21 protein-coding genes and 1 pseudogene are annotated in these 21,581 nt (G+C 67.4%); 15 read left to right on the forward strand and 7 right to left on the reverse strand.

Going from position 1 to position 21,581, the window contains the following annotated elements:
* Window positions 1-212: 212 nt before the first annotated feature.
* Both ABJD39_RS04250 and ABJD39_RS04255 read right to left on the reverse strand, forming a co-directional pair.
* On the reverse strand, window positions 213-986 hold the full coding sequence (locus ABJD39_RS04250; RefSeq protein WP_348612457.1) for a helix-turn-helix transcriptional regulator: 774 nt from the start codon (window positions 984-986) through the stop codon (window positions 213-215).
* A gap of 66 nt (window positions 987-1,052) precedes the next feature.
* Complete coding sequence (locus tag ABJD39_RS04255; RefSeq protein WP_348612459.1) at window positions 1,053-1,388, reverse strand: hypothetical protein; 336 nt, start codon at window positions 1,386-1,388, stop codon at window positions 1,053-1,055.
* A gap of 1,003 nt (window positions 1,389-2,391) precedes the next feature.
* Between ABJD39_RS04255 and ABJD39_RS04265 the strand changes: the two genes are divergently transcribed.
* The 8 genes and pseudogenes from ABJD39_RS04265 (at window position 2,392) to ABJD39_RS04295 (ending at window position 7,631) form a co-directional block, all read left to right on the forward strand.
* A complete protein-coding gene (locus tag ABJD39_RS04265) occupies window positions 2,392-3,213 on the forward strand; it encodes a CPBP family intramembrane glutamic endopeptidase (RefSeq protein WP_348613693.1) in 822 nt (273 codons plus the stop codon).
* Window positions 3,214-3,393: 180 nt separating this feature from the next.
* Window positions 3,394-3,591, forward strand: a pseudogene (locus ABJD39_RS04270) (amphi-Trp domain-containing protein); the annotation flags it as partial.
* 314 nt (window positions 3,592-3,905) lie between these two features.
* Window positions 3,906-4,418, forward strand: a complete 513-nt coding sequence (locus ABJD39_RS04275; protein WP_348612461.1) for a GNAT family N-acetyltransferase — start codon at window positions 3,906-3,908, stop codon at window positions 4,416-4,418.
* A gap of 196 nt (window positions 4,419-4,614) precedes the next feature.
* The gene (locus tag ABJD39_RS04280) at window positions 4,615-5,268 is read left to right on the forward strand and encodes an HVO_0476 family zinc finger protein (protein WP_348612463.1); all 654 of its coding nucleotides are present in this window, start codon (window positions 4,615-4,617) and stop codon (window positions 5,266-5,268) included.
* A gap of 98 nt (window positions 5,269-5,366) precedes the next feature.
* Complete coding sequence (locus tag ABJD39_RS04285; protein ID WP_348612465.1) at window positions 5,367-6,620, forward strand: MgtC/SapB family protein; 1,254 nt, start codon at window positions 5,367-5,369, stop codon at window positions 6,618-6,620.
* A 96-nt stretch (window positions 6,621-6,716) separates the two neighbouring features.
* Window positions 6,717-7,163: a universal stress protein gene (locus ABJD39_RS04290; RefSeq protein WP_348612467.1), complete on the forward strand. Its 447-nt coding sequence runs from the start codon at window positions 6,717-6,719 to the stop codon at window positions 7,161-7,163.
* Between the two features lie 30 nt (window positions 7,164-7,193).
* Window positions 7,194-7,337 carry a universal stress protein gene (locus tag ABJD39_RS15000; RefSeq protein WP_431357894.1) on the forward strand — a complete coding sequence of 48 codons (144 nt, stop codon included), beginning with the start codon at window positions 7,194-7,196 and terminating at the stop codon, window positions 7,335-7,337.
* Window positions 7,338-7,481: 144 nt separating this feature from the next.
* A complete protein-coding gene (locus ABJD39_RS04295) occupies window positions 7,482-7,631 on the forward strand; it encodes a DUF7557 family protein (protein ID WP_348612469.1) in 150 nt (49 codons plus the stop codon).
* Between the two features lie 110 nt (window positions 7,632-7,741).
* Here the strand turns inward: ABJD39_RS04295 and ABJD39_RS04300 are convergent, their stop codons facing one another.
* Window positions 7,742-8,965: a CBS domain-containing protein gene (locus ABJD39_RS04300; RefSeq protein WP_348612471.1), complete on the reverse strand. Its 1,224-nt coding sequence runs from the start codon at window positions 8,963-8,965 to the stop codon at window positions 7,742-7,744.
* A 380-nt stretch (window positions 8,966-9,345) separates the two neighbouring features.
* Here ABJD39_RS04300 and ABJD39_RS04305 point away from each other — a divergent pair, with 380 nt between their 5' ends.
* Both ABJD39_RS04305 and ABJD39_RS04310 read left to right on the forward strand, forming a co-directional pair.
* Window positions 9,346-10,425 carry a hypothetical protein gene (locus tag ABJD39_RS04305; protein WP_348612473.1) on the forward strand — a complete coding sequence of 360 codons (1,080 nt, stop codon included), beginning with the start codon at window positions 9,346-9,348 and terminating at the stop codon, window positions 10,423-10,425.
* Between the two features lie 64 nt (window positions 10,426-10,489).
* Window positions 10,490-11,419, forward strand: a complete 930-nt coding sequence (locus tag ABJD39_RS04310) for a class I SAM-dependent methyltransferase (protein WP_348612475.1) — start codon at window positions 10,490-10,492, stop codon at window positions 11,417-11,419.
* Between the two features lie 43 nt (window positions 11,420-11,462).
* Here the strand turns inward: ABJD39_RS04310 and ABJD39_RS04315 are convergent, their stop codons facing one another.
* Entirely contained in the window at window positions 11,463-12,416 is a 954-nt protein-coding gene (locus ABJD39_RS04315; protein WP_348612477.1) for an ABC transporter permease, read from the reverse strand.
* A 352-nt stretch (window positions 12,417-12,768) separates the two neighbouring features.
* Between ABJD39_RS04315 and ABJD39_RS04320 the strand changes: the two genes are divergently transcribed.
* The 4 genes from ABJD39_RS04320 (at window position 12,769) to ABJD39_RS04335 (ending at window position 16,829) form a co-directional block, all read left to right on the forward strand.
* Window positions 12,769-13,965 (forward strand): ABC transporter permease, encoded by a 1,197-nt coding sequence (locus ABJD39_RS04320; RefSeq protein ID WP_348612479.1) that lies wholly within the window; start codon window positions 12,769-12,771, stop codon window positions 13,963-13,965.
* A gap of 74 nt (window positions 13,966-14,039) precedes the next feature.
* Entirely contained in the window at window positions 14,040-15,056 is a 1,017-nt protein-coding gene (locus ABJD39_RS04325; RefSeq protein ID WP_348613694.1) for an ABC transporter ATP-binding protein, read from the forward strand.
* A complete protein-coding gene (locus ABJD39_RS04330) occupies window positions 15,053-16,381 on the forward strand; it encodes an ABC transporter ATP-binding protein (protein WP_348612481.1) in 1,329 nt (442 codons plus the stop codon). Before ABJD39_RS04325 ends, ABJD39_RS04330 begins: the two co-directional genes overlap by 4 nt.
* Before the next feature lie 121 nt (window positions 16,382-16,502).
* Entirely contained in the window at window positions 16,503-16,829 is a 327-nt protein-coding gene (locus ABJD39_RS04335) for a hypothetical protein (RefSeq protein WP_348612483.1), read from the forward strand.
* Window positions 16,830-16,845: 16 nt separating this feature from the next.
* On the opposite strand, the gene ABJD39_RS04340 is transcribed toward ABJD39_RS04335, so the two are convergent.
* Entirely contained in the window at window positions 16,846-17,139 is a 294-nt protein-coding gene (locus ABJD39_RS04340) for a MarR family transcriptional regulator (protein ID WP_348612484.1), read from the reverse strand.
* A gap of 140 nt (window positions 17,140-17,279) precedes the next feature.
* On the opposite strand from ABJD39_RS04340, the gene ABJD39_RS04345 reads away from it, so the two are divergent.
* Window positions 17,280-18,053, forward strand: a complete 774-nt coding sequence (locus tag ABJD39_RS04345; protein WP_348612485.1) for a protein-L-isoaspartate O-methyltransferase family protein — start codon at window positions 17,280-17,282, stop codon at window positions 18,051-18,053.
* Between the two features lie 16 nt (window positions 18,054-18,069).
* On the opposite strand, the gene ABJD39_RS04350 is transcribed toward ABJD39_RS04345, so the two are convergent.
* Window positions 18,070-20,130, reverse strand: coding sequence for a PAS domain-containing protein (locus ABJD39_RS04350; RefSeq protein WP_348612487.1), 2,061 nt, complete (start codon window positions 20,128-20,130; stop codon window positions 18,070-18,072).
* Window positions 20,123-21,559, reverse strand: a complete 1,437-nt coding sequence (locus ABJD39_RS04355) for an ATPase domain-containing protein (protein ID WP_348612489.1) — start codon at window positions 21,557-21,559, stop codon at window positions 20,123-20,125. The genes ABJD39_RS04350 and ABJD39_RS04355 overlap by 8 nt, the downstream gene beginning before the upstream one ends.
* Window positions 21,560-21,581: the final 22 nt, after the last annotated feature.

Consider the following 21,581-nt stretch of genomic DNA (forward strand, 5'->3'; position numbering starts at 1 on the left):
AGACAATAGGATATCAACAAAGCCTATAGAAGCTATACAGTCCAACCGTGACTCGACCAGTTCGCTAGGTGCTCGCGAGAATTTAAATGATTCAAACCAAGCGACCGAGACATTCTCCAGTTACGTCCGCTTCGACGATATCGCAGCGTTGCTATCGGGACAGACATTGGAACAGTTCTCCAGAAAGGTCCAACTGGAGACAGTCGATCCGCTCAAGACGTTACTAATTCCGCATTTTCGCGGTATTGTTCGAACAGGTCCGACGCCCACGCATAGAATTCTGGCTCTCGTGACTCGACGAGTGCTCGGAGTTGTCCGACGTCGTCGTAAGCAGCCATCAGGAGTTCATCGTCGCCGAGGGTGAGGCCGACGTTGAATCCCCCAGGCAAAGAATACAGTTCGAAGAGGTCTAGTCTGATTATCGCCTCGAACTCCAGGGCGTTGCGTTCGCGTGCCTCCCCGACCATCGGCGCCGGCATAATTAATTCCGTGTGGACCTTGCGGAGTGCCAGCTTGGCGTGTGCCTCGTGGAAGAGACGGCTTAAGACAGGCGAGAGCATCTGTATCCGATCGGTCTCTAACTGCTTGACGCTCGTGACGTACCTGTGAACGGGTGCCTGGGGGTCCTCTTCGGTCGCGACGGTGATCGTGGAATCGTTTAGCCACGCTGTCTCCGGCGCGTGTTCGATATCGGGAAGATAGCGAAAGAATAGCGCGAATTCGTCGATAAGATCGAGTGTCTCTATGTACGCACCGTGTTTTTCAGCGACAAGTTCGCCGGTTACTGTCAGGGAGTACGTCCCACCATCACTTTCGACCCACTCCCTCTCGACGAACTCCGCGAGGTTCCGTTGGATGCTCCGTCTGGAGGCTTCGTGTTCGGTCCCGAGTTCGCTTGGCGAGGTCGACCCCTGGGACAGACTCGCGAGTAACGCCAGACGCTCCGGCGAGTTCGCAAGGAACTGGGCGATGTCGTCGGAAGGCATAGGGATGGCTACTGGGACCCATGAGAAAAACCCCGGTTTTAATGCGTGACCCCGGGGCAGGTGCGATCACTCGTCCCTCCGAGATTCGAACGACAGAGCTGTCGCCGCAACTGCGAATAGTACTGTTGGTCCCAGGAAGAACCATCCGATACTGAAGACGCCGACGACGGACACGGCCGTCCCCGCGAGGACGACGCCCCATGTGAGATACCGCCGTCCGGTCCACACACCGTAGCCGCCGAGGACGATGAGTGCAAGCAGGACGAGTGACCATGAGAACAGCACCTGGGCGTTACCGCTCGTCACACCTTGGAGAAGATAGTCGATACCTGACTCGCACTCGCGGGTGACAGTCGGTGTCGACATCGTCTCAGTTCCGTTGCTAGAGGTGGTGCCGCTCACACTAACAGATCGCCAGCACCCAACTGGGCCAAATGCACCCAGCAGGTAGAGAACGTTGTATGCGCCAACGAGGGCAGCCAGGGTGCCCGCACCACGCGCGATCAACCGGAGGGATTGTCTGGAGGGGACCATACTGGATAGTCCACCTACCGGGACTTTACGATACGCGGTGGCACTTGTGACAGCACCTATCCCTCTCGCGGGGATTCGCCAGGAATCGCTCTCTACGTCGAAGTCGTGGATGGCCTGCTCACGATGCCGCTAGCTCCCCACAGATCACCCTTGAAGACGGGATTCATCGTTGCGTCTACTGTGAGATTAGCGGTATCGAGTAGACCTACACCTTCTGTCCCAACGCGGGGCGATCGCCTGTAGTGTCATAGAACAGTCGAAAACTCACATTAGGATTCTAAGATTCGCTAAGAACAGGTGAACCACTAGTCAGTTGAATGGGATGAATTCATTACGCATGGCGATAGTCCGATCACATACGCCGACATTATGGCCCTCCTCGAAATTCTGCTCGGAGCTGGACTTGTTGCCGGGGGAGGTGTAGCCGGACTCGTGTATCTGGACTGTGTACGGCAAGGAATGCCAGTAGCAAGTCGCCTTGTACGGGCATTCGCCTGTGCAGGGGCCAGTTTCGGTAGTTTCCTCGTCCCACACGAGTTTTCGCAAGAACTGCAGTACTTGTACTTTCAGGTGCTGAAACCCCGGCCAATCGCTGCTTCCCCCCGTGAGTGGCTTTCGGTTAGTCTCACGACTGGGTTCGTAATCGGAGTCGTATTCATGAGCCTGTATTTCGCTGGGAGTCGATTCCAGATCAGAAAGCAGGCCGAAACGCAGTAGATGTGAAATCGCTCAGTTCAGGGGATTCATTTTATCGGCGAAGGCAGTATATTTCACAGGAGTCCTGCTCAGGAGTAGGATACTGTAATCGCTCCTTGGGACTGTCCAGAACCGTTTAACAGGGATTGAAGGCAACTAGCCTTATGGTGTGTCTATGGACTTCACTGACAGGTCACCGAATGCTACGTTTCTTCTCTATACCGCCCTCACATACGGGTTTTCGTGGTCGATCTGGGGTCTTTGGGCGATCGTTCCAGACGCTTCCTCCTTTATTCAGACGGCGTTACTCGTCCTCGGGACACTAGGCCCTTTCCTCGCTGGTCTCGTTCTGATACAAGCCTCGGATCGATCCCTGAAAGCATGGCTAGCGGGGATTTTCCGAATTAGGGTCCCGGCACGATACTATGTCTTTGCGCTGGTATTGCCAGTTGTAGTAGTACTCTTCGCTGCGTCTTTTCAACTCGTATTATTCGATGGGGAGGTCGCTCTTGAAACCGTGCCGCGGGCGATCGAGTATCCACTCTATCTTGGTTTCGTTCTCCTCTTCGGAGGCGGCCTCGAGGAACCCGGTTGGCGAGGCTACTTGTTACCTCGTCTCCAACAACGCTATAGCGCACTTACGGCGGCACTTCTAATCGGAACGGTCTGGGCTATATGGCACCTTCCGCTATTCATGATACCAAATGCGGTTCAGAGTGGGCTATCACCGTTGCTGTATATCCCTCAAGTTCTCGCTCTCTCGATAATCCTAACCTGGATAACTAATGCAACGGACTCGAGCGTCTTGCCGGCTATACTTCTGCATTCCGGTGGGAACGCCATCTTGAACTATTATCCAATTGGAGGGGCTGCTGGTGTGTCATCCACTATCGGTTTGGGCCTACTCGTCGCTACTCTCGTGGTATTCGCAGGAGTATTAGTTGTCCTATATGGACCCAAAAACCTCTCTCCGAGTGATAAAAAGTCCACTTTTTAGCCTTCCCAATAGGTGATTCTGGGTATTGATATGAGAGACACAGTATTTGTCAAATATTTATCAATAGTTCGCAGTCAGTTATATGCGCCACCGACTGATAGACTATACTGCTATGTTTCAAGGTCCTGAGTCCCCGAAATGGTATATTTTCGCCACATGTGAGCCACATTTTATCCAGCTGAACAAGCGGATGCAGTCACAGTCAAATCCGGCTCCGAGTCCGTGACAATGGAACCTCCAGTACGCTCGACGTTTGAGGTCAAAGCCGAGTGCGAGTGCAACGGACGGGCCCGATGAATTGAGTATCGAGTTCGAACTCGAATGGGCGAGAACGACAATAAGAGAGACGGCTGGAGCGGCCAGTTAGAAATCGAGTGATAAATTCGCAGTCCGACGTACCGGTTATTCACCGAGAATCGTGTCTACTCGATAGGCCCCGGTTCGACCGTCGAACGGGTCGATCTTTCAGGCGTGAGGCGGTCGAATTGGGGGGTTTGAATACCGGCACAGTTGGATATTTTTGATGAATTCGTAGGCCCGTACTGAATACACGGCGCAAGTCGGTCACTACGAATCAACTGAGAGACCGACGGAATTGCTAGCCGGAGATGCGAATCAGATCCGCTCATCACTGAGCAAATTCGAGGTGTTCTTGCTGTGCGGCGTCTTCCTCTAACCCGAGAAGACAATTCATGCAGATACGACCCTTTACCGCTGATGATGCCGATGCCGTCTTCGAGGTGCATCGGCGTGCCTTCGACGGACAAACCGAAGAGTCACGCATTGTACAGCGAATACACGACGCTGAGAAGGCTGTGGTCTCGCTGGTCGCAGTCGAAAACGATCGAGTTGTGGGACACGTCCTGTGTTCTCCAACGGCAGTGGATGATCACGGAGGAAACGTTGAACTGGTTGGACTAGGACCAGTTGGCGTCCTGCCGGAAAACCAACACGAGGGGGTCGGTTCATCGTTGATTCAGCGAGGGATAGCGAAATGTCGTGAGGCCGGCACCGACGCGGTGGTCGTGTTGGGCGATCCCGAATACTATTCTCGCTTTGGCTTCGAACGGGCGAGCGAGTATGGGCTTGGTAACGAGTACGGCGCTGACGAAGAATTCATGGTCGCCCCGTTACGCGAAGGGTCAGTAGACAACGTGGACGGAATCGTCACGTTCCCGCCAGAATTTCCATCGGTAGAAACGTAGCGACTGTCTTATCCGGACGTACCGATCCGCACCGAACCCACCACCGGCCGAGGGTTTCGACAGAGTCATTCGGTCCCGCCCTGGCTGCGACGCGCGCTGTGCTCCTCAGTTCGCTCGCTCCGCTCGCCTACGACACGACCCCACACGCGGAGTCGCGGAAACGAGGCTTCTTACGGCGCGACGCGGTATCGAGGGTATGAGCGATTCCGACGTTCCCTCGCAGGTGCCCGTGGACTGTCCGGGCTGCGGCGAGGAGACGCCTCACGAGGTGCTGAAGCCCGGCGGCCACGCCACGGTGCAGTGTACGGCCTGCGGCCACACCCACAAGGTCGAGGTCCCCGAACCGACGACCGTCGATGTGGACGTCGTCGTCTCCCAGGACGGCGAGTCGTACACCGCGACGCTCGATGGGGAGCCCGATCAGCAGGTCGAGGTCGGCGACGAGTTCATCGTGGAGACCGAGGAGGCGATCCAGCAGGTGCGCGTCACCTCCATCGAGCTAACGGGTGACCGCCGCGTCGAGGAGTCCGACCTCGATCACGCCGCGACCGTCTGGACGCGCGTCGTCGACAACGTCGCCGTCAACATCACCGTCCACCCCAAGGACGGCCGCCGCGACGAGACCCGCAGCCTGAAGGTGTACGTCCCCGGCGACTACGAGTTCACGGTCGGCGAGACGGTCTCGTTCGGCGACGACGAGATCGAGATCGAGGGCGTGCAGGTGCGCGACGAGTCCGCCGACACCTACCGCCACGAGAAGTTCGACCACGAGGGCGACATGGTGTACGCGAAGGACGTGAAGCGCGTGTACGCCCGCGACACGAAGACGGCCGCCTGGTCGGCCTGGTAGAGTCGGGTCCACCTGGGAGCGTCGGCTGGTCGAACGGCGGGACGGCGGACGGGGACGGTACCGTAGTTTGACAATCCGCAAGCGCGACGCGTCACCCGATGGTCGTACCCACTGCCGATCCGGTCGTCGAGGTGCTCGTTTCCCTGCTCCTCGCGCTGGGTCTGGGGGGGCTCATCGGCCTCGAACGCGAGCAAAGCGAGTCCGGCGGGTCGTTCGCGGGGAGTCGGACGTTTCCGCTGTTCGCGCTGTACGGCGCGCTCGTTCAGGCCTTCTTCCCGAGCGCGCTCCCGCTCGCGGTCGGGGTGATCGTCGTCCCGCTCACCGTCGCGTACGTCGGGAAGGTCTGGTACGAGCGCGACATCGGCCTGACGACGCTCGTGGCCGCCCTCCTCACGGTCCTCCTCGGCGCGATGACGACCCACTCCGACCGCGGTGCGGTCGTCGCCATCGTCGTCGCCGGCGCGGTCACCGTGCTGCTGTCGGTGAAAGATCCCGTCCACGAGTTCGCCGACCGGATCGACGCACACGAGCGGCGGGCGTCCGCGAAGTTCGTCCTCGTCGTCCTCGTCGTCTTTCCGGCGTTGCCCGACCGCCCGGTCGACGCGCTCTACGGGCTCAACCCCCGGCTCGTCTGGCTGATGGTCGTCTTCGTCACCGGCCTCGGGTTCGTCGCGTACCTGCTGGGGCGCGTCCTCGGGACCGAACGCGGCATCGCCGTCACCGGGGTCGTCGGCGGGTTCGTCTCCTCGACCGCGACGACGGTGTCGATGGCGGAGAAGACGGTCCAGAACGCGACCCTGTATCACGTCTGCGGGTTCGCGGTCGTCACCGCCTCCATCGTGATGTTCCCGCGGGCGCTCATCGAGGTCACGGTCGTCAACCCCGCGTTGCTCCCGAGCGTCGCGCCGCCGCTCGGCGCGATGACCGCGGTGGGCGTGGTCGCCGCCGGGGTGCTCTACTGGCGGACCGCCGCCGAGGAGACGGTCGAACCGGAGGAGCTCAAGAACCCGTTTCGCCTCCGACCGGCGCTCCTGTTCGGAGCCGTGTTCGCGGTCGTGTTGCTCGTCTCCGAGTCCGCCAACGAGTGGTTCGGCTCCTCCGGCGTGTACGCGACGGCGTTCCTCTCCGGACTGGCGGACGTCGACGCGATGACGATCACCCTGAGTCGGCTCGCGGCGGACGGAACGGTCTCATCCGAGGTCGCCACGACGGGAATCGTCATCGCGGCCATCGCGAACACCCTCGTCAAGGTCGCGCTGGCGTGGCTCATCGGTACCCGCGAGCTGGGGAAGCTCGTGACCGTCGTGCTCGGCGTCGTCGTCGTAAGCGGAGTCGTCATCCTCGGGGTCTGATTCCAGCGTTCCGGAGCGATCGCGGTCGCGACCGTCGATTCCCATCGGTTCGGAATAGCGCGGTGGAGTTTGTACCTCGGGTCGAAACAGGCCGATATGTACTCGACGATCCTGATCCCGACCGACGGAAGCGAGGGGGCCGACGGCGCTATCGACCACGCTATCGACATCGCCACCACGTACGACGCGGCGCTCCACACGCTCTACGTGGTCGATACCGACATCGGCGTCGACGCGTCGATCACCGGGATGTTCGACGCCCTCGAGGACGTCGGGCAGAACGCCATCGACGAGGTTGTCAGCCGGGCGGAGACCGCCGGCGTCGATCAGATCGAAGGCGCGATCGGCCAAGGGAAACCCCACCGCGTGATCCTCGAATACATCGACGAGCACGACGTCGACCTCGTCGTGATGGGCACCCACGGCCGCACGGGGCTGGACCGATACCTGATCGGGAGCGTCACCGAGCGGGTCGTCAGGCTCTCCGACACGCCGGTGTTGACGGTTCCGATGCGTCCCGACGACGCCGAGGAACCGTCGTGATCGGCCGAGTCAGGCGGCCCGAAGCGCGTCATCGTCGAGGTCGCCGACGAGGGGGACGCCGACCACGTCGTCCTCGGTGCACACGGGCGGACGGAGGAGGAACGGCCGGTGGACGGGAGCACCGCGGAGATCGTCGCCCGGCGGGCAAGCGTTCCCGTGCCGCTCGTCCGGTGACCGGACCGCCGCCCGGTACCCCCGGGGGCCGCAAGTACCGGTCGGTGCTTACTGACAAATGAGAATGGCTGGCGGGGTATTTAGATCGCGTCGGCAATACACCGACCGAGGCGGCGCAGTACGGCGGTCGACGGCACCCCACCCATGACATACACACTGGAGATCAGCGACGAACTCAGGGACCGACTGGACGAACACCTCGAGGAGGACGAATCGTACGAGGAGTTCATCGCGGAGTTGGTCGCCATGTACGAGACCGAGGGGACGTTCCTCCAGGAGGGGTACTCGGAGTGATCCGGCGCGGCACGTGAGGATGCCGAGAGACGAACGCGTGAGGACGAACGGGTGACGCCGATCCCGCGTCGCACGAGAGACGGGTCCGGCTGGCCGGCACCAGTGAAAGCTCAGTCAGCCTCCTCGAGCAGCCAGCCGAAGCGCTTCTCCCAGAACTCCTCGTCGGGGTGTTTCTTGCTCCGGCCGTGAGTCTTCTTGTCGCGGATCTGCCGCTCCAGCACGTTTCCGGCCTCCTTGACCGCGTGGCTGGCGCCGTACCCCTCGCCGGAGGCGATGTAGAGTCCCCGGTCGGTGTGGAGGCGGATGCGGGCGAGCAACAGCGGCGTGCCGCGGAGCTTCTCGCTGTGTTCGTGGAGGTGGACCTTCGCGTCGAGGACGTTCATGCCGTGATCGCGGTCGTCGAAGGTGTCGACCATCGCCACGATGTCGTCGTAGTCCATGTCGTCGATCAGGTCGGTGCCGTAGACCTGGACGCCCCGGTTGCCGCCCGCCTCCCACGTGAGCGAGTCGAGGACGTCGGTCTTCGTGACGATCCCGTGGGGCGACCCGTCCGTGGTGACGACGAGCGAGGACCCGTCGATGTCGAACATCGCCTCGACGGCCGCCTCCAGCGTCGCCTCCGGGTGGATCGTGTGGACGGGATCGGCCATCACGTCCCGGACCGGAAGGTCCAGGAACCGTGAGAGTTCGCCCTCCCGGGCCCCGAATCCCCCCCGACGCGAGCGGCCGGCGCTGGCGGAGATCTCCCCGCCGAAGGAGTCGGTTCCGCTCGCGTCGCCGCCCTGGCTCTGCTGCTCGGGCCGGACGGTCAGGTCGATCACGTCGTAGAGGCTGAGGATGCCGACCGCCGTGTCGTCGTCGACGACCGGGAGGTGGGTGATGCGGTGTGCTCGGAAGAGGTGCAGCGCGTTGCCGAGCGTCGAGGTGGGGTCGACCGTGACGAGGTCGGTGCTCGCGGCCTCCGCCACGGTCGCCGCGTCGAGGAACGACCGAACCGCCTCGAGGATCCCGTCGACGGTGACCACGCCGATCTGGTTTCGCCCCTCGAACACGGGGAGGACCTGCGAGTCGCTGTCGATCATGAGCTGGGCGACCTTGCGGATGTCCTCCTCGGGGGCGAGTCGGGGGACATGCCACACCAGCGACCCGACCTTCTCGTTCGGTTGATGGTGGGACGTGGCGAGCTGGCGACGGGTGACGATCCCCTCGAACTCGTCGTCGGAGACCACGACCCCCTTGACGGTGTGGTCCTCGAACGCGCTGACGAGCTTCGAGACGGTGGTGTCCGGGGAGTACTCCGTGTAGTCCGTTGAAACGATCTCGGTGATATCCATGAGTGAGGTGGGCGTCTGCTCCGGTTGGCGCGCGTCGCGTTCGCCGGAACCAGACCGCTAGCAGGTGATACTCTACCGCTTACTCGCAAGTACCCGCTGGCGTTTCTCACGCTCCGGAAACAGATCCGCCCGAACTCGCGGCCGGCGCCGTCCCCGAGGGCCACCACTCCCCATCGGGGGACGCCATCGCCTCCTCGTCGGCGACCGGGTCGAACCGATCGGAGAACCCGCATGGCCTCGGCAATCAACTAACCGACAGAAACGCGCTTCAGCGAGCGCTTTTGGGGTCGCCTGGGGAACCTCCGGACCATGCGATCCACGCTCAGGCGCCGAGATCGCCGATCGAGCAGTCGAGTCCGGCCCCGCCGCGGAGGCCGACGATGAGCGAGTGGCGCGTCGCGGATCCGAGCGCCCGGCTCACCGATCCCGATGCAGTCGAGGTGCCCCGAGAGACGACGTTCGCCGACGCGGCGGGTCACGCGAACTTCGTCGTCCACGAGCCGACCGCGCTCCCCGACGACTGCGCGGTCGAGACGGTGACGTACCGGCCCGAACAGCCCCCGGGCAGACCGGAGGGCGTCGACGCGGCCGACATCGGGCAAACCCCGTGGAGCGACGGCAACCCGTCCAGCGTCCGGGCGGTCGTCCGCGGCGACGGGCGGGCGCTGCGGGTCAAGCAGTTCCTGTACGACTGGGCGCCGCCGGCGGCCGGCGTCGCGCCGCTGTGGCGGACCCCCGACCTGACGCCCGTCGACTGCGACGACGTCGTCGGCTGGCTCGGGACGGACTACGAGGACAGGCGTGGCGCGTGTCTCCAGCGTGAGCGCGCCCAGATCGAGGTTTCGGTCACCGACGGCGCGTTCGACGACGACGAACTCGCGGCGGTGCTGCGCGGGGTCGCCCCGGCCGACGCGGCCGCGAGCCGCGGCGTCCGTGCGGCGCCGTTTCACGCGCTGAACTACTGGGTCAGGTACGGCTGTCGGCCGCCCGCCGTTCCCCACGGGCTGTGGGACTACTCGGGACCTCGCCCGTACGACGGGAGCCGACCCGTTTCCATGGCCGCGCTCGCGCGCGACCCGCCCGTCCGACCGCTGGTGCCCGCGAGCGACGACGCGTTCCTCCTCGACTCGGCGCTGGCGTTCCCCGACGCGGACGCGGTCGAGGTCGTCCTCCGAAGCCGGGCGAACGGAAGCGACCATCTCTGGATCACCGCCGCAGCCGAGGGAAGTCCGCTCGCGCCCGCCATCCCCCCGGAACCGGCCGATCAGTCCTGCGAGCGTCGCGAGCGGATCGACCGCCGCGGCACGGACGTACACTACGCCGCCCTCGACGAGGAGTACGGCGCGTGGGAGGCGCTGTGGCGCGAGGAGGGAACCCGGTACGCCGCGTGGGCCGGTCCCTCGCTCGCGCTCGACGGCGCCGCGTTCCGCGACGTGATCGACGGGCTGGTCGTGCCCTGAGTCCTGATGGTCCCGTGAGAGGGATGCCCTTTTATCCGCTCCGGCGAAGCGTCGTGGACGAGCCATGCCGAGTGACGAGCGGAGGGGGCCGGATGTCCACGAGTTGTTCCTGCTGTGGGCGGCCCGACGAACCGGGATACTCGAGGCGTTGCTGTCGACGGCGGGGACGCCGGCGGAGGTCGCCGCGGCGACGGACGTCGCCGAGCCGTCCGCCGAGCGCGTCGTCCGGGCGCTCGCGCGGATCGGGTTCCTCGAGCGCGTCGGCGACGAGTACGAGCCGACGAACCGGGCGCTCGGGCTGCTCGCCAAGCGCGACGTGCGCTCGATCGGGTCGATCCCGCACGAGCTCGACCGCCTCGACGACCTGGTCGATCTGCCCGAGACGCTGGAGACCGGCGTGGCGCCCGAGCGGCGCGGCGACCGGGGGGCGAACGCGCTGGGGGCCCACTACGCCACCGACGAGACGACCGTTCGCGCGTGCGTCACCGTGGCGACACGGGTCGCTCCCGACGCCGGGTCCGTCGTCGACCTGAGCGGCGGATCCGGCGTGTACGCCCGCGAGTTCGCCGCCCGCGGCCACGACGCGACGCTGGTCACGTCGCCGGCGACGGCGGAGCGGCTCGGCCGGGTCCACGGCGACCGTGTCCGGCTCCACGCGGACGCCCCCGCGACGCTCGACTCCGGCTTCGACGTGGCGTTTCTCGGCGACGCCCTCTCCGCGATGGACCCCGCGGAGGCGCGCGTGGCCTGCTCGGTCGCCGCCGACCTCCTCGGCGGCGACGGCGCCGTCGTCGCGACGGACGTGTTCGCCGACGGCGACGGGGACGCCCTGGCGGCGGTCACGGCGGAGGTCCGCGGGCTCGCCGCCGGCCACGGCGGCGCCCACGCGCCCGAAGCCGTCCGCGACTGGTTGATCGACGCCGGGCTCGCCGACGTGCGGGTGGCGGCGATCCCCGGAACGGATCGCAGCGCCGCGGTCGGTATCGCTGACTGACGGGGGGACAGTCTCCGGAAACTGTCTCCGCCCCGGCGGTCGGTCACTCCGACCCGGAACGGGGATCGATAGCGACGGTCACCACGTCCTCGACGAGCGTGCTGAGCACCCCGAGCAGCGTCGTGATCAGCGTGGCCGCGAGTATGACGGCGATGTCGCGGTCGCGGATCGCCGTCAGCGTTACCTCGCCGAACCCGGGGATGCCCAGCGCCGTCTCGACGAGGTAGACGCCCAGCAGGAGGACCGCGAGCACGCGGATCGAGAACAGCGCGACGAGCGGCGGGGCCGCGTTCCGGAGCACGTGCGCGGCGATCCGTCGCGGCGGGGCGCCGTTGGCCCGAAGCCGTTTCACGAACGACGCCCCCGCCACGGCAGCCGCCTCGACCGCCGAATACCGCAGGAGCGTCGCGCCCAGCGTCGTCGCGACGACCGCGACGGCGACGGCGAGGACGGTCGGATTCGACCCGGCGAACGGCCCCACCTCGGGGTTCCACTGTGCGACGACGTCCGCCTCCCCGACCGCGAGCAGCGCGAGCGCCTCCGCGAGGAGGAACGCCGGGAACGCGGCGCCGAGGTGACCGAACGCGTCCGCGGCGCGGCCGACGAGCCCGCGCCACAGCGAGGCCGCCAGCCCGCCGAGAACGCCCAGAAGCACCGCGAGGACGACCCCCGGAGCGAGGTACACGAGGGTGAGCCGCAGTGCCGGCGCGAGGATCGCGTTCACCGACCGGCCCCGCACGTACGACCGGCCGAACTGGAGCGTCCCCAGTTCCCACATCCAGTGGGCGTACCGACTGAGCAGCGGCTCGTCGTAGTGCATCCGCTCGCGGTACTGCTCGGCGACCCGGCGCGCCTCGTCCGGCGGAAGCCCGTACTGGAGCATGCTGAGGTTGTGGTCCGGCGCGGCGACGAACGCGAGGAACGCCCCGGAGAGCACGACCCAGACGACGAACACCGCCCAGCCGACCCGGCGGGCGAGGAACGCGCGACGGCTCACGGCCGACCACCTCCGTCGCGGCCGACGGCCGGCGAACGCCCGCTCCGTCGCCCGCGGGGGTCGTGATGTAAACGACGGGCCGGCCACGACCGGGAACGCGCCGGGGGGGCGAGCGAGAGATGCGAACGCGAACGGGGGTGGGCTCGAGATGCCTCGTTGGAGGGCGGCTGCACACCGGGCGCATGTCGGTGACAACGACATAACTGTTCCGTGGCTAATCCGGCGGTTTTACCCTCCGCTACGTATTTGTCGCCGCACTCTGTCGCCCCGACGTGTCGATGGTCTCCGTTCGACGACGTCCCGCAATGGCCTCCCGCAGGTGCGACGTGCGACCCGACTCGGAGGAACCGCCGTGAGCCGTGCGCACGACTCCCCCGACGACCGATTCGCCGTCGATCCCGGCGACCGCGGTATCGTGGAGCGACTCCGGGTCACCCCGCGGACCCTCGCGCTGTTCGTCGCCTGGGCCGTGCTCGCGGCCGCCGCCCTGTGGGAGACGTTCGTCGCGACGACGGGAGTCGTCCCGTTCTGGGGCGTCTCGACCGGAGTCATCGAGTACCTCTACTACGCGTCGCTGGCGGTCGTGGGGTGGGCGCTGGCGCCGCTGGCCCGCCGCCCCGACCTGCGCCGGCGCTACTGGCGGCGACTCCGCCGGAAGCCCGCGGCGCTCGCGTCGGCCGCGTATCTTCTAGTGTTGTGGTACACGGCGACGTTCGGCGGGCGGACCCTGTCGCTGCTCGGGATCGAGTCGGCCGAGGACCTCCGCTACGGGGTGCCGGCGGCGCAGCCGCCCGCCTGGACGAGCATCGAGATGTCGCCGACGATCCCGTACTGCCAGGCGTCGCTCGACGGGGGCACCTGTCCGGGCACGTGGCACTTCCCGCTCGGGACGACCGTCGACGGCCACGGGATGATCCACCTGGTCGTCGAGGGCGCCCGCGTCGCCGTGCAGGTGTCGCTGGTCACGGCCGCGCTCGTCGTCCCGACGGCGGTCCTCGTCGGCACGGTCGCGGCCTACTACGGCGGTCGGATCGACGCCCTCCTGATGCGGTACGTCGACCTCCAGCGAGTCGTCCCCGCGGTGTTCCTCGTCCTGCTGGTGCAGGAGACGTTCAGCCGGAGTCTGGTGACGATCGTCGTCGTGTTCGGCCTGTTCGACTGGGACGGCACCGCCCGGCTCGTCCGGAGCGCGGCCGCCTCGCGGGTGGACACTGGGTACGTTCGCGCCGCCCGCGACGCCGGCATGAGCGACGCGCAGATCGTTCGCCGGCACGTCGTGCCGAACGTCTCCGACACCGTCGTCGCCGCCGTCGCGAACCGAATGCCGACGCTCGTGCTCGTCGAGGCGGGGATCGCGTATCTCGGGTTCACCAACCCGCTCGCGCGGTCGTGGGGATCGACCATCGCGATCGGCTTCTCGCGGTTCCCGGAGCTGTGGTGGACGGTCGCATTCGCCGCGATCCCGCTCGTGTGTACCGTCGCCGCGATGTCCGTGCTCGGCGACGCGCTCCGCGACGTACTCGACCCGCGGACGGAGGTGCGACGGTGAGCCGCGGCGGGCCGCCGGCGTCCGAGCGCGGCGACGGCCGACCGGCGCCCGACCGCGACGGCGACGCAACTCCGCTGTTGTCGGTGCGGGACCTCCGGACGCGGTTCCCGACCGTCGAGGGGACCGTCCGCGCGGTCGACGGCGTCTCCTTCGACGTGTACCCGGGCGAGACGGTGTGTCTCGTCGGGGAATCGGGGTCGGGCAAGACCGTCGCCTGCGAGTCGATCGCGCGGCTGGTCGACCCGCCCGGCGAGGTCGTCGACGGCGAGGTCCGCTTCGACGACCGTGACCTGCTCGCGTGTTCCGAGCGCGACCTCCGCGCGGTCCGCGGCGACCGCATCGCGTACGTGTTCCAGGACCCGCAGCGGTCGCTTGACCCCGTCTACACCGTCGGGGAACAGGTCGCCGAGGCGGTCGGATATCACCACGACGTCGACGGCACCGCGGCGCGCGAGCGCGCCGTCGACCTGCTCGACCGGGTCGGGCTGGCGAACCCCGCGGCGCGCGCCGACGAGTACCCCCACCAGCTCTCGGGCGGGATGAAACAGCGCGTCGCCATCGCGACGGCGCTGGCGGGCGATCCCGACCTCCTGATCGCCGACGAGCCCACGACCGCCCTCGACGTGACGATCCAGGCGCAGATCCTCGATCTGTTCGCCGACCTCGGCGCCGAGGAGGGGCTCGCGACGCTGTTCGTCACCCACGACCTCGGCGTCGTCGCCGGCATCGCCGACCGCGTCGTCGTCATGTACGCCGGCCGAGTGATGGAGCGCGGACCCGTGACGCGAGTGTTCGAGCGCCCGGCTCACCCCTACACCCGCGGGCTGCTCGACTCGCTGCCCGGCCGTGGCGGCGAGCGGATCGGGGGCGAGCCGCCGGATCCGCTCGACCCCTCCAACGGATGCCCGTTTCACCCTCGGTGCTCCCACGCCGTCGGGGAGTGCCGGAGCGGCGACGGACCCCCGTTACACGGCGTCGACGGCGGCGGCGAGGCCGCCTGCGTGTTCCACGACGGCGTGCGGGACCCGACCGTCGTGGAAGCGGATCCCGAACCGGACCCGACGACCGATGACGGTGGGGGACCGCAATGAGCCGGCCGGATCCCTCCGCGGACTCGGAACCGACCGCCGCGGATCCGGAACCCAGCGCCGCAGACTCGGTACCCATCGCCGACAGCGTCGACGACGCCGACCGGGAACCACTGGTGGTCGTCGACGGACTGGAGAAGCACTACCCGGTCCGGTCGGGACTGTTGCGGCGGCGGACCGGGGCGGTGCGCGCGGTCGACGGCGTCTCCTTCGAGATCGGACGCGGAGAGGCGCTCGGACTCATCGGCGAGTCGGGAAGCGGCAAGTCCACCGTCGCCGAGACGCTGCTCCACCTGGAGGAGCCCACGGGCGGGACCGTCCGGTTCGACGGCGCGCCCGTCGGCGACGGGGCCGGCGGGGTCGACGACCTCCGCCGACGAACCGCGATGGTGTTTCAGGACCCGTCGTCGAGCCTCGATCCCCGGATGACGGTCGGCGAGTCGGCCGCCGAGCCGCTTCGGGTCCGCGGGGTCGCCCGCCGGCGGCGACGCGAGCGCGTGACGACGCTGTTCGAGCGCGTCGGCCTGACCGCCGACCACCGCGACCGATACCCCCACGAGCTCTCGGGCGGACAGAAGCGCCGCGTCGGCATCGCTCGCGCGCTCGCGCTCGACCCGGCGTTCGTCGTCCTCGACGAGCCCACCGCCGCGCTCGACGTGTCCGTGCAGGCGGAGATACTCGATCTGCTGGCGGACCTCAGGGACGAGTTCGACCTCTCGATGCTGTTCATCAGCCACGACGTGAGCGTCGTCCGCCGGGCGTGCGACCGCGTCGCGGTAATGTACGCCGGGGAGGTGGTCGAGACCGGACCGACGGGGGCGGTGTTGAACGACCCCGCCCACCCGTACTCGCGCGCGCTCGCCGCGGCCGTCCCGACCCCGGACCCCCGCGCCGACCGCCCCCGCCACTCTCTCTCGGGAGCCGTGCCCGATCCCGCCGACCCGCCCGAGGGCTGCCGGTTCCACACGAGATGTCCGGAGGTGATCCCACCGGATGACGGCGACCTCACGAGCGCCGAGTACGGCGCGGTGATCGACCTCCGCGTCGACCTTGCCGGCGGGGAGGTCGACCTCGATCGGCTCCGCGCACGTGCCGACGGCGACGACGTGGACTCGCTCGCGCGGGCGCTCCGGGCGGAGTACGACCTCCCCGATCTCGACGGCGACGCCGGGCGTGCGCTCTCGGCCGCCGTCGACGACGCCGTCGCCGGCGACGACGCGGCCGCAGTCCGCCGGATCCGCGAGTCGTTCGGATCGCCGTGCGTCCGCGAGAACCCCGAGCGCGGGGAAGGCGACCACGACTCCGCGTGTCACCTGCCGACCAAGTGAGCCACGAGTCACTCCGGCGTGGTTGGCTGGCCGACCGCCGCAGCTCGGCAGTCTCACGGTTTCCCGGCGGTTCCAGGGGTCTCCCGGCACTGCTTTGTCCGTGCAGACACACGTCAGATCGATGCCCCGTTCCCTCCACACGGCCCTCCGCGCGACAGCGACCGCCCGCGCCACGCTCGGCGTCACCGGCGCGTTGCTAACTGTCCTCGCGCTCGCTCAACTCACCCCGCTCCCCGCGGAGGCGACGGTCGTCGCGTGGCCGGCGCTCGCGGCGGCGTTCCTGGTCGACACGGCGTTGTACAACGAGGCGGGGATCGTCGTCGGCGACGCGGGATTCTGGGCGCTGGCGGTCGTCGGGTGCTACGTCGAGGCGGTCGTGGCCGTGTCCATTGTGCGGTGGATACGGCGCCGCGTCGGAGCGTCCCGGCACGCCGAGCCGTCGTCCTGATCCGGATCCGTCCGGTTCAGCGGGCCTGCGCCGAGGACTCGGAGGCGATCCCGACCGCCGTGTCGTCCGTCGGCTCCTCGGCGTCGGCGAGCGAGTAGAAGCGTTGGCGGGCGTCCATGATGTTCAACTCCTCGCGCAACACGTCGGCGTCGCGGAGTTCCTCCAGCGCGTACCGCACCGTGCGCTGGGGGAGCAGCGTCTCCTCGGCGAGCGCCGCCTGCGTCAGGCGTTCGTGGTTCTCCAGTACGACGAACACGAGCTTCGCGCTCGGGGGGAGATCGGCGACTGCCTCGCGGCGATCTGCATTCATCGTCTCGATTCACAGGCGGCACCGCAAAGACGCTCGCCGTAGAGTGCGCGAGTCGCGCACAACCGTTCCGGGTCGGTCCCGCACGCGGTCGTCCGGCTCCGAGCGTGCGGTTCATATTCCGCGGGCGCCTTCGCCCGGTAATGGACGGACCCGACCCGGCGCGGTTACGCGAGGACATGCTCGACTCGGCCGAGCATAGCCTCGGGGAGTCAATCGCGCCGGCGGTTCGCGAGGCGATGGCGACGGTTCCCCGCGAGGAGTTCGTCGCGGAGGCGCCGTACGCGAACCGCGCGGGCGAACAGGGGGGAACGCGCGTACTCTCGCCGGCGACAGTCGCGCGGCTACTGTCGACACTCGACCCGGCCGCGGGAGAGGAGGCGCTCGTCGTCGGCGCCGGCATCGGCTACACCGCGGCGGTGCTCGCGGAGGTCGTGGGAGCACGACACGTGCACGCCGTCGACATCTCGCGGCGGCTGGTGTACGACGCGCGCCAGAACCTCTCGGCGGCCGGCTACGACGCCGTGCTTGTCGACTGCGCCGACGGCGCGCGCGGGCTGCCGGCGTACGCGCCCTTCGACCGGATCGTCGTGGAGGCGGCCGCCGTCGAGCCGCCGCGCGACCTCGTCGACCAACTCGGGTCCGACGGCCGCCTGGTGCTCCCGCGCGGCCGCGGCGCCGACCAGTCGGTCGTCGCCTACGAGCCCGACGACTCGGGGAAGCTCCGCGAAGCCGAGACGGCCGGACCGGTGTCGCTGTCGCCGCTGCTCGTCGAGGGCGAGCAGGCCGGCGCCGGCGTCCGGAACCGCACCCGCCGCGAGGACGCCGAGTTCTCCGAACAGGGCTACTTCGCGAAGACCGGCTGGGAACACGAGTGGATCGACTGGGACGACCGGCTCACCGGAACCGACCGTTGAGTCGGAGGGCCGCTGATCACTCCGAATTACGGTCGCCGTCGACGATCGGGAACCGAGCGGTGACGACCGCGCCGCCGTCGACACCTTCCTTGTAGCTCACCGTTCCGCCGACCGCGTCGACAGTCCAGCGGACGAGCCACAGTCCCACTCCCTGTCCGTGCTCGGTCGCGGTCTCGGCGCCCGACTCCAGGGGAACGCGGCTGTCGGGCGTGATCCCCTGGCCGTCGTCAGCGATCCGAAGCACCGCGTCGTCGCCCTCGACTGCCAGCGAAACACGGACCGTCGGATCCGCCACGTGTTCGAGACTGTTCGAGAGCAGTTCCTCGACCACCAGCGACAGCGGGGCGGCACCGGCGACGGTAACCGGCCCATCCGGCGTCGACACGAGGATGTCGGCCCCGTCGGCGTCGGCCGCGAGCGTGCTCGCGACGTCGACCACGACCGCCGCAGCGTCGACCGGGTCCGCGTCACCGTCGACGGCGATGTTCTCGCGGAACCGACGGGCGCTGTCGGACAGATCGAGGATGTCTGTGGCCGCAGCGCGGATCCGGTCGATATCCGCCCGCACCGAATCGATGTCGACGGCATTCGACAGCACGTCGGAGTCGCCCCAGTCATCCGCCGTCGCGGCCTCCGACTTCGTCTCAGCCGCAGCGAACGCGTCGTCGACCCGGTCGGCGTAGCCGAGCACGACGTTCAGGCGGTTTCGGATGTTGTGTCTGAGGACGCGGTCGAGGACCGTGAGCCGCTGCTCGCGGGACATCCACTCGGTCACGTCGCGCTGGAACCCGAGGTAGTGCGTCACCTCCCCGCCGGGACCACGGATGGGCGAGATATCGAGCGAGTTGTGCCACTTCCGGCCGTCGCTGCGCTTGTTCAGCAACACGACCGACGCCTGCTTGCCGGCGTCGATGGCGCGTCGGAGCCGCGCGACCGGCTCCGAGTCGGTCGCGCCTGTCTGGAGTATTCGGGGGTTGCGTCCGAGGAGGCCGTCGTCGTCGAGCCCGGTGAGGCGCTTGAACTCGTTGTTGGCGTAGATGAGCCCCTCGGCGTCGGTAGAGTGGTCCGCGATGGTGATGCCGACGGTCGCCTCGTCCATCGCGCGCCGGTACAGTGCCAATCGCTCCTCGCGCTCGCGCCGCTGGCGGAGGTCGTGGGCGACCACCTGCACGTCGCCGGTGCCGGCATCGATCGCGGTCAGTTCGATCGGAACCGGAGCCGCTGGTTCCCGAGAGGAGTCGGCCGACGGTACCGTGTCGGACCCGGCCCCGCCGTTCTCGCCACTCGACCCGACAGCGGGTTCGGACGCCGCAGAATCCGGTTCGGACACGGACACCGACCCGTCGCCCCCGTCCGTGTTTCGGGTGCCGCCGTCCGCGTTACGGACCACCGTGCGACACAGCACGGTCTCGACCGGGTCGCTTCGTCCGTTCCGCATGGCTGTCTTCAGTGCGCGCGCGACGCTGTCGCGGTCGACCGAGGGAACGAGATCGACGAAGGCGCGGCCCCGGACCGCGTCGGAGTCGATACCCAGCATCGAGGTAGCCGCGGGGTTTGCATACGTTACCTGCCCGTCGGTGCAGACGAAGACGGCGTCCGGGAGCCGGCGGACGAGCCGCTGGTGACGATCGCGGCTCTCCTCGAGCCTGGTCGAGAACCGCCTCGCGCGAGCGAGCGTTCGGAGTCGGCGTACCAGGTTCGCGCGTCGAACCGGCGCATCGATCACCTCATCGATGTGCTCGCCCGCGTCGCCGAGGCGGGCGAGAACCGACTCGACGTCGCCGTAGCGCTCGGGGACGAACAGCAGCGTCGGGGTGTACGTCCCGGTCGACTCGCGGTGGGTGGCGAGCGCGTCGGCGACCCCCCGAAACCCGTCCACGTCGAACAGGCAGACGTCGAAGGCGGCATCGAACGGGGCCGGGGCGTCGGGGTTGACGATTCGCGGCTCGAACTCGTCGTGTTCGGCGAGCCACTCGCGGAGCAGACCGCGGTCGGTGTCGTCGTCGACGAGGAGCAGCACCGTCGTCACAGAGGGATCAGCCGGCGGGGCCAAGTCGGCGACCGGATCGTCAGTCATCGACCAACTCTGGGGATCCCGAGAGGATCCCGCGGAGTCGAGTCATCGGGTCGCCGAGGACGATGCCGTCGTCGGTGATCTGGAACTCCCGGAGCGTGCGCTCGAAGTCGGAGGTCCGCTTCTTCAGTACGCCGATCGCCTTCCGGAGTTCGCCGGTGAGCTCCATGTACCGGAAGAACACGATGGTGTCCGCGAGGTAGCTGATCCGGTCGCTCGTCACCTCGAAGTCGCCGGTGACCGACCCCACGTCGTCGACGAGGATCACCGCGACGCCCATGTTCCGGAGGTACCGACACAGCGCGTGCAGTTCGCGGACGAGGTCATCGTCCTCGCCGCGAAGCGAGAGCCGGTAGCCCGAGACGCCGTCGATCAGGACCGTCCGCGCGCCGTCCTCCTCGACGGCCTCGCGGACGTCCGCGGCGAACTCGTCAGGGGAGACGCCGAGCGGTTCGACATCACGGACGTCGAGCACGTCGCGCTCGCGCAGTTCGTTCACGGGGAGCCCGATCGCCTCCGAGCGGTGCGTGAACGTCGCCGCGCTCTCCTCGAACAGATACGCGACCGAATGCTCCCCGCGGGTGGCCGCCTCGACGAGGAAGTGTGCCGCGGTCGTCGTCTTCCCGACGCCGCTGGGACCCGAGAGAACCGAGACGGTGCCGCGATCGATCCCGCCGTGGAGGAGGTCGTCGAGCGCGTCGACGCCGGAAGAGACGGATTCGGGGGTGAAGCCGGTGGTGTGGTCGCCGGGGACGAGCTGGGGATACACGCGCACGCCTCCCTCCCGAACTCGGGCGGTGTGGGTGCCGGCGGCGAACGACGATCCGCGGAACTTCGTCACCTCCAGCGTCCGGCCCTTCTCGGCGTGCGAGAGGGTGAGCGTGCCGTCACAGATGAACTCCAAGTCCTCGTCGGAGACCGCCCCTGTCGGCTGCGTCGAGAAGAGGACGGTCACTCCGCGGTCGGTGAGATAGCGGATGAACGACGACACCTGGCGCCGGAACTGGTAGTCGTCGCGCACGTAGTGGCGAAGCTGCGTCATCGGGTCGACGAACACCCGGTCGGGGTCGTGGGTCTCGACCGCCTCGCGGATCCGCGCGGTGACGGCGTCGCCCTCGACCTCGTCGGCGCCGAACACGTCGTAGCCCGCGTCGGCCGCGAACGCGTCGCCGTCGGGACTCAGATCGAGAAACGACAGATCGTCGGTGTCGATGCCGAGCGTCGCCGCGTTCTGCCGGACGTTCTCGGTCGGCTCCTCGAACCCGACGAACAGGGAGGACCCCTCGCCGGTCGTGAGGAACTGCAGCCCGAACACCGTCTTCCCGGTGCCGGCGCCGCCCCTGAGCATGTACGCACGCTCGGGGACGAATCCGCCGTCGAGGACCGTGGAGAGGCCCGGGACGCCGGGATCGAGCCGCGGAGGGCGGGTCATGCAACCTACACGGGGAGTTGCG

This window comes from Halobaculum rarum (assembly GCF_040025155.1).
In the GTDB taxonomy this organism is placed as follows: domain Archaea; phylum Halobacteriota; class Halobacteria; order Halobacteriales; family Haloferacaceae; genus Halobaculum; species Halobaculum rarum.

Excerpts from the sequence above, each read along its gene's own strand:
- ABJD39_RS04265 (WP_348613693.1), top strand. The coding sequence starts at position 2,392 with ATGGACTTCACTGACAGGTCACCGAATGCTACGTTTCTTCTCTATACC.
- ABJD39_RS04300 (WP_348612471.1), bottom strand. The coding sequence starts at position 8,965 with ATGGATATCACCGAGATCGTTTCAACGGACTACACGGAGTACTCCCCG.
- ABJD39_RS04280 (WP_348612463.1), top strand. The coding sequence starts at position 4,615 with ATGAGCGATTCCGACGTTCCCTCGCAGGTGCCCGTGGACTGTCCGGGC.
- ABJD39_RS04310 (WP_348612475.1), top strand. The coding sequence starts at position 10,490 with ATGCCGAGTGACGAGCGGAGGGGGCCGGATGTCCACGAGTTGTTCCTG.
- ABJD39_RS04275 (WP_348612461.1), top strand. The coding sequence starts at position 3,906 with ATGCAGATACGACCCTTTACCGCTGATGATGCCGATGCCGTCTTCGAG.
- ABJD39_RS04290 (WP_348612467.1), top strand. The coding sequence starts at position 6,717 with ATGTACTCGACGATCCTGATCCCGACCGACGGAAGCGAGGGGGCCGAC.
- ABJD39_RS04335 (WP_348612483.1), top strand. The coding sequence starts at position 16,503 with ATGCCCCGTTCCCTCCACACGGCCCTCCGCGCGACAGCGACCGCCCGC.
- ABJD39_RS04345 (WP_348612485.1), top strand. The coding sequence starts at position 17,280 with ATGGACGGACCCGACCCGGCGCGGTTACGCGAGGACATGCTCGACTCG.
- ABJD39_RS04285 (WP_348612465.1), top strand. The coding sequence starts at position 5,367 with ATGGTCGTACCCACTGCCGATCCGGTCGTCGAGGTGCTCGTTTCCCTG.
- ABJD39_RS04330 (WP_348612481.1), top strand. The coding sequence starts at position 15,053 with ATGAGCCGGCCGGATCCCTCCGCGGACTCGGAACCGACCGCCGCGGAT.
- ABJD39_RS04305 (WP_348612473.1), top strand. The coding sequence starts at position 9,346 with ATGAGCGAGTGGCGCGTCGCGGATCCGAGCGCCCGGCTCACCGATCCC.
- ABJD39_RS04250 (WP_348612457.1), bottom strand. The coding sequence starts at position 986 with ATGCCTTCCGACGACATCGCCCAGTTCCTTGCGAACTCGCCGGAGCGT.
- ABJD39_RS04350 (WP_348612487.1), bottom strand. The coding sequence starts at position 20,130 with ATGACTGACGATCCGGTCGCCGACTTGGCCCCGCCGGCTGATCCCTCT.
- ABJD39_RS04295 (WP_348612469.1), top strand. The coding sequence starts at position 7,482 with ATGACATACACACTGGAGATCAGCGACGAACTCAGGGACCGACTGGAC.
- ABJD39_RS04355 (WP_348612489.1), bottom strand. The coding sequence starts at position 21,559 with ATGACCCGCCCTCCGCGGCTCGATCCCGGCGTCCCGGGCCTCTCCACG.
- ABJD39_RS04340 (WP_348612484.1), bottom strand. The coding sequence starts at position 17,139 with ATGAATGCAGATCGCCGCGAGGCAGTCGCCGATCTCCCCCCGAGCGCG.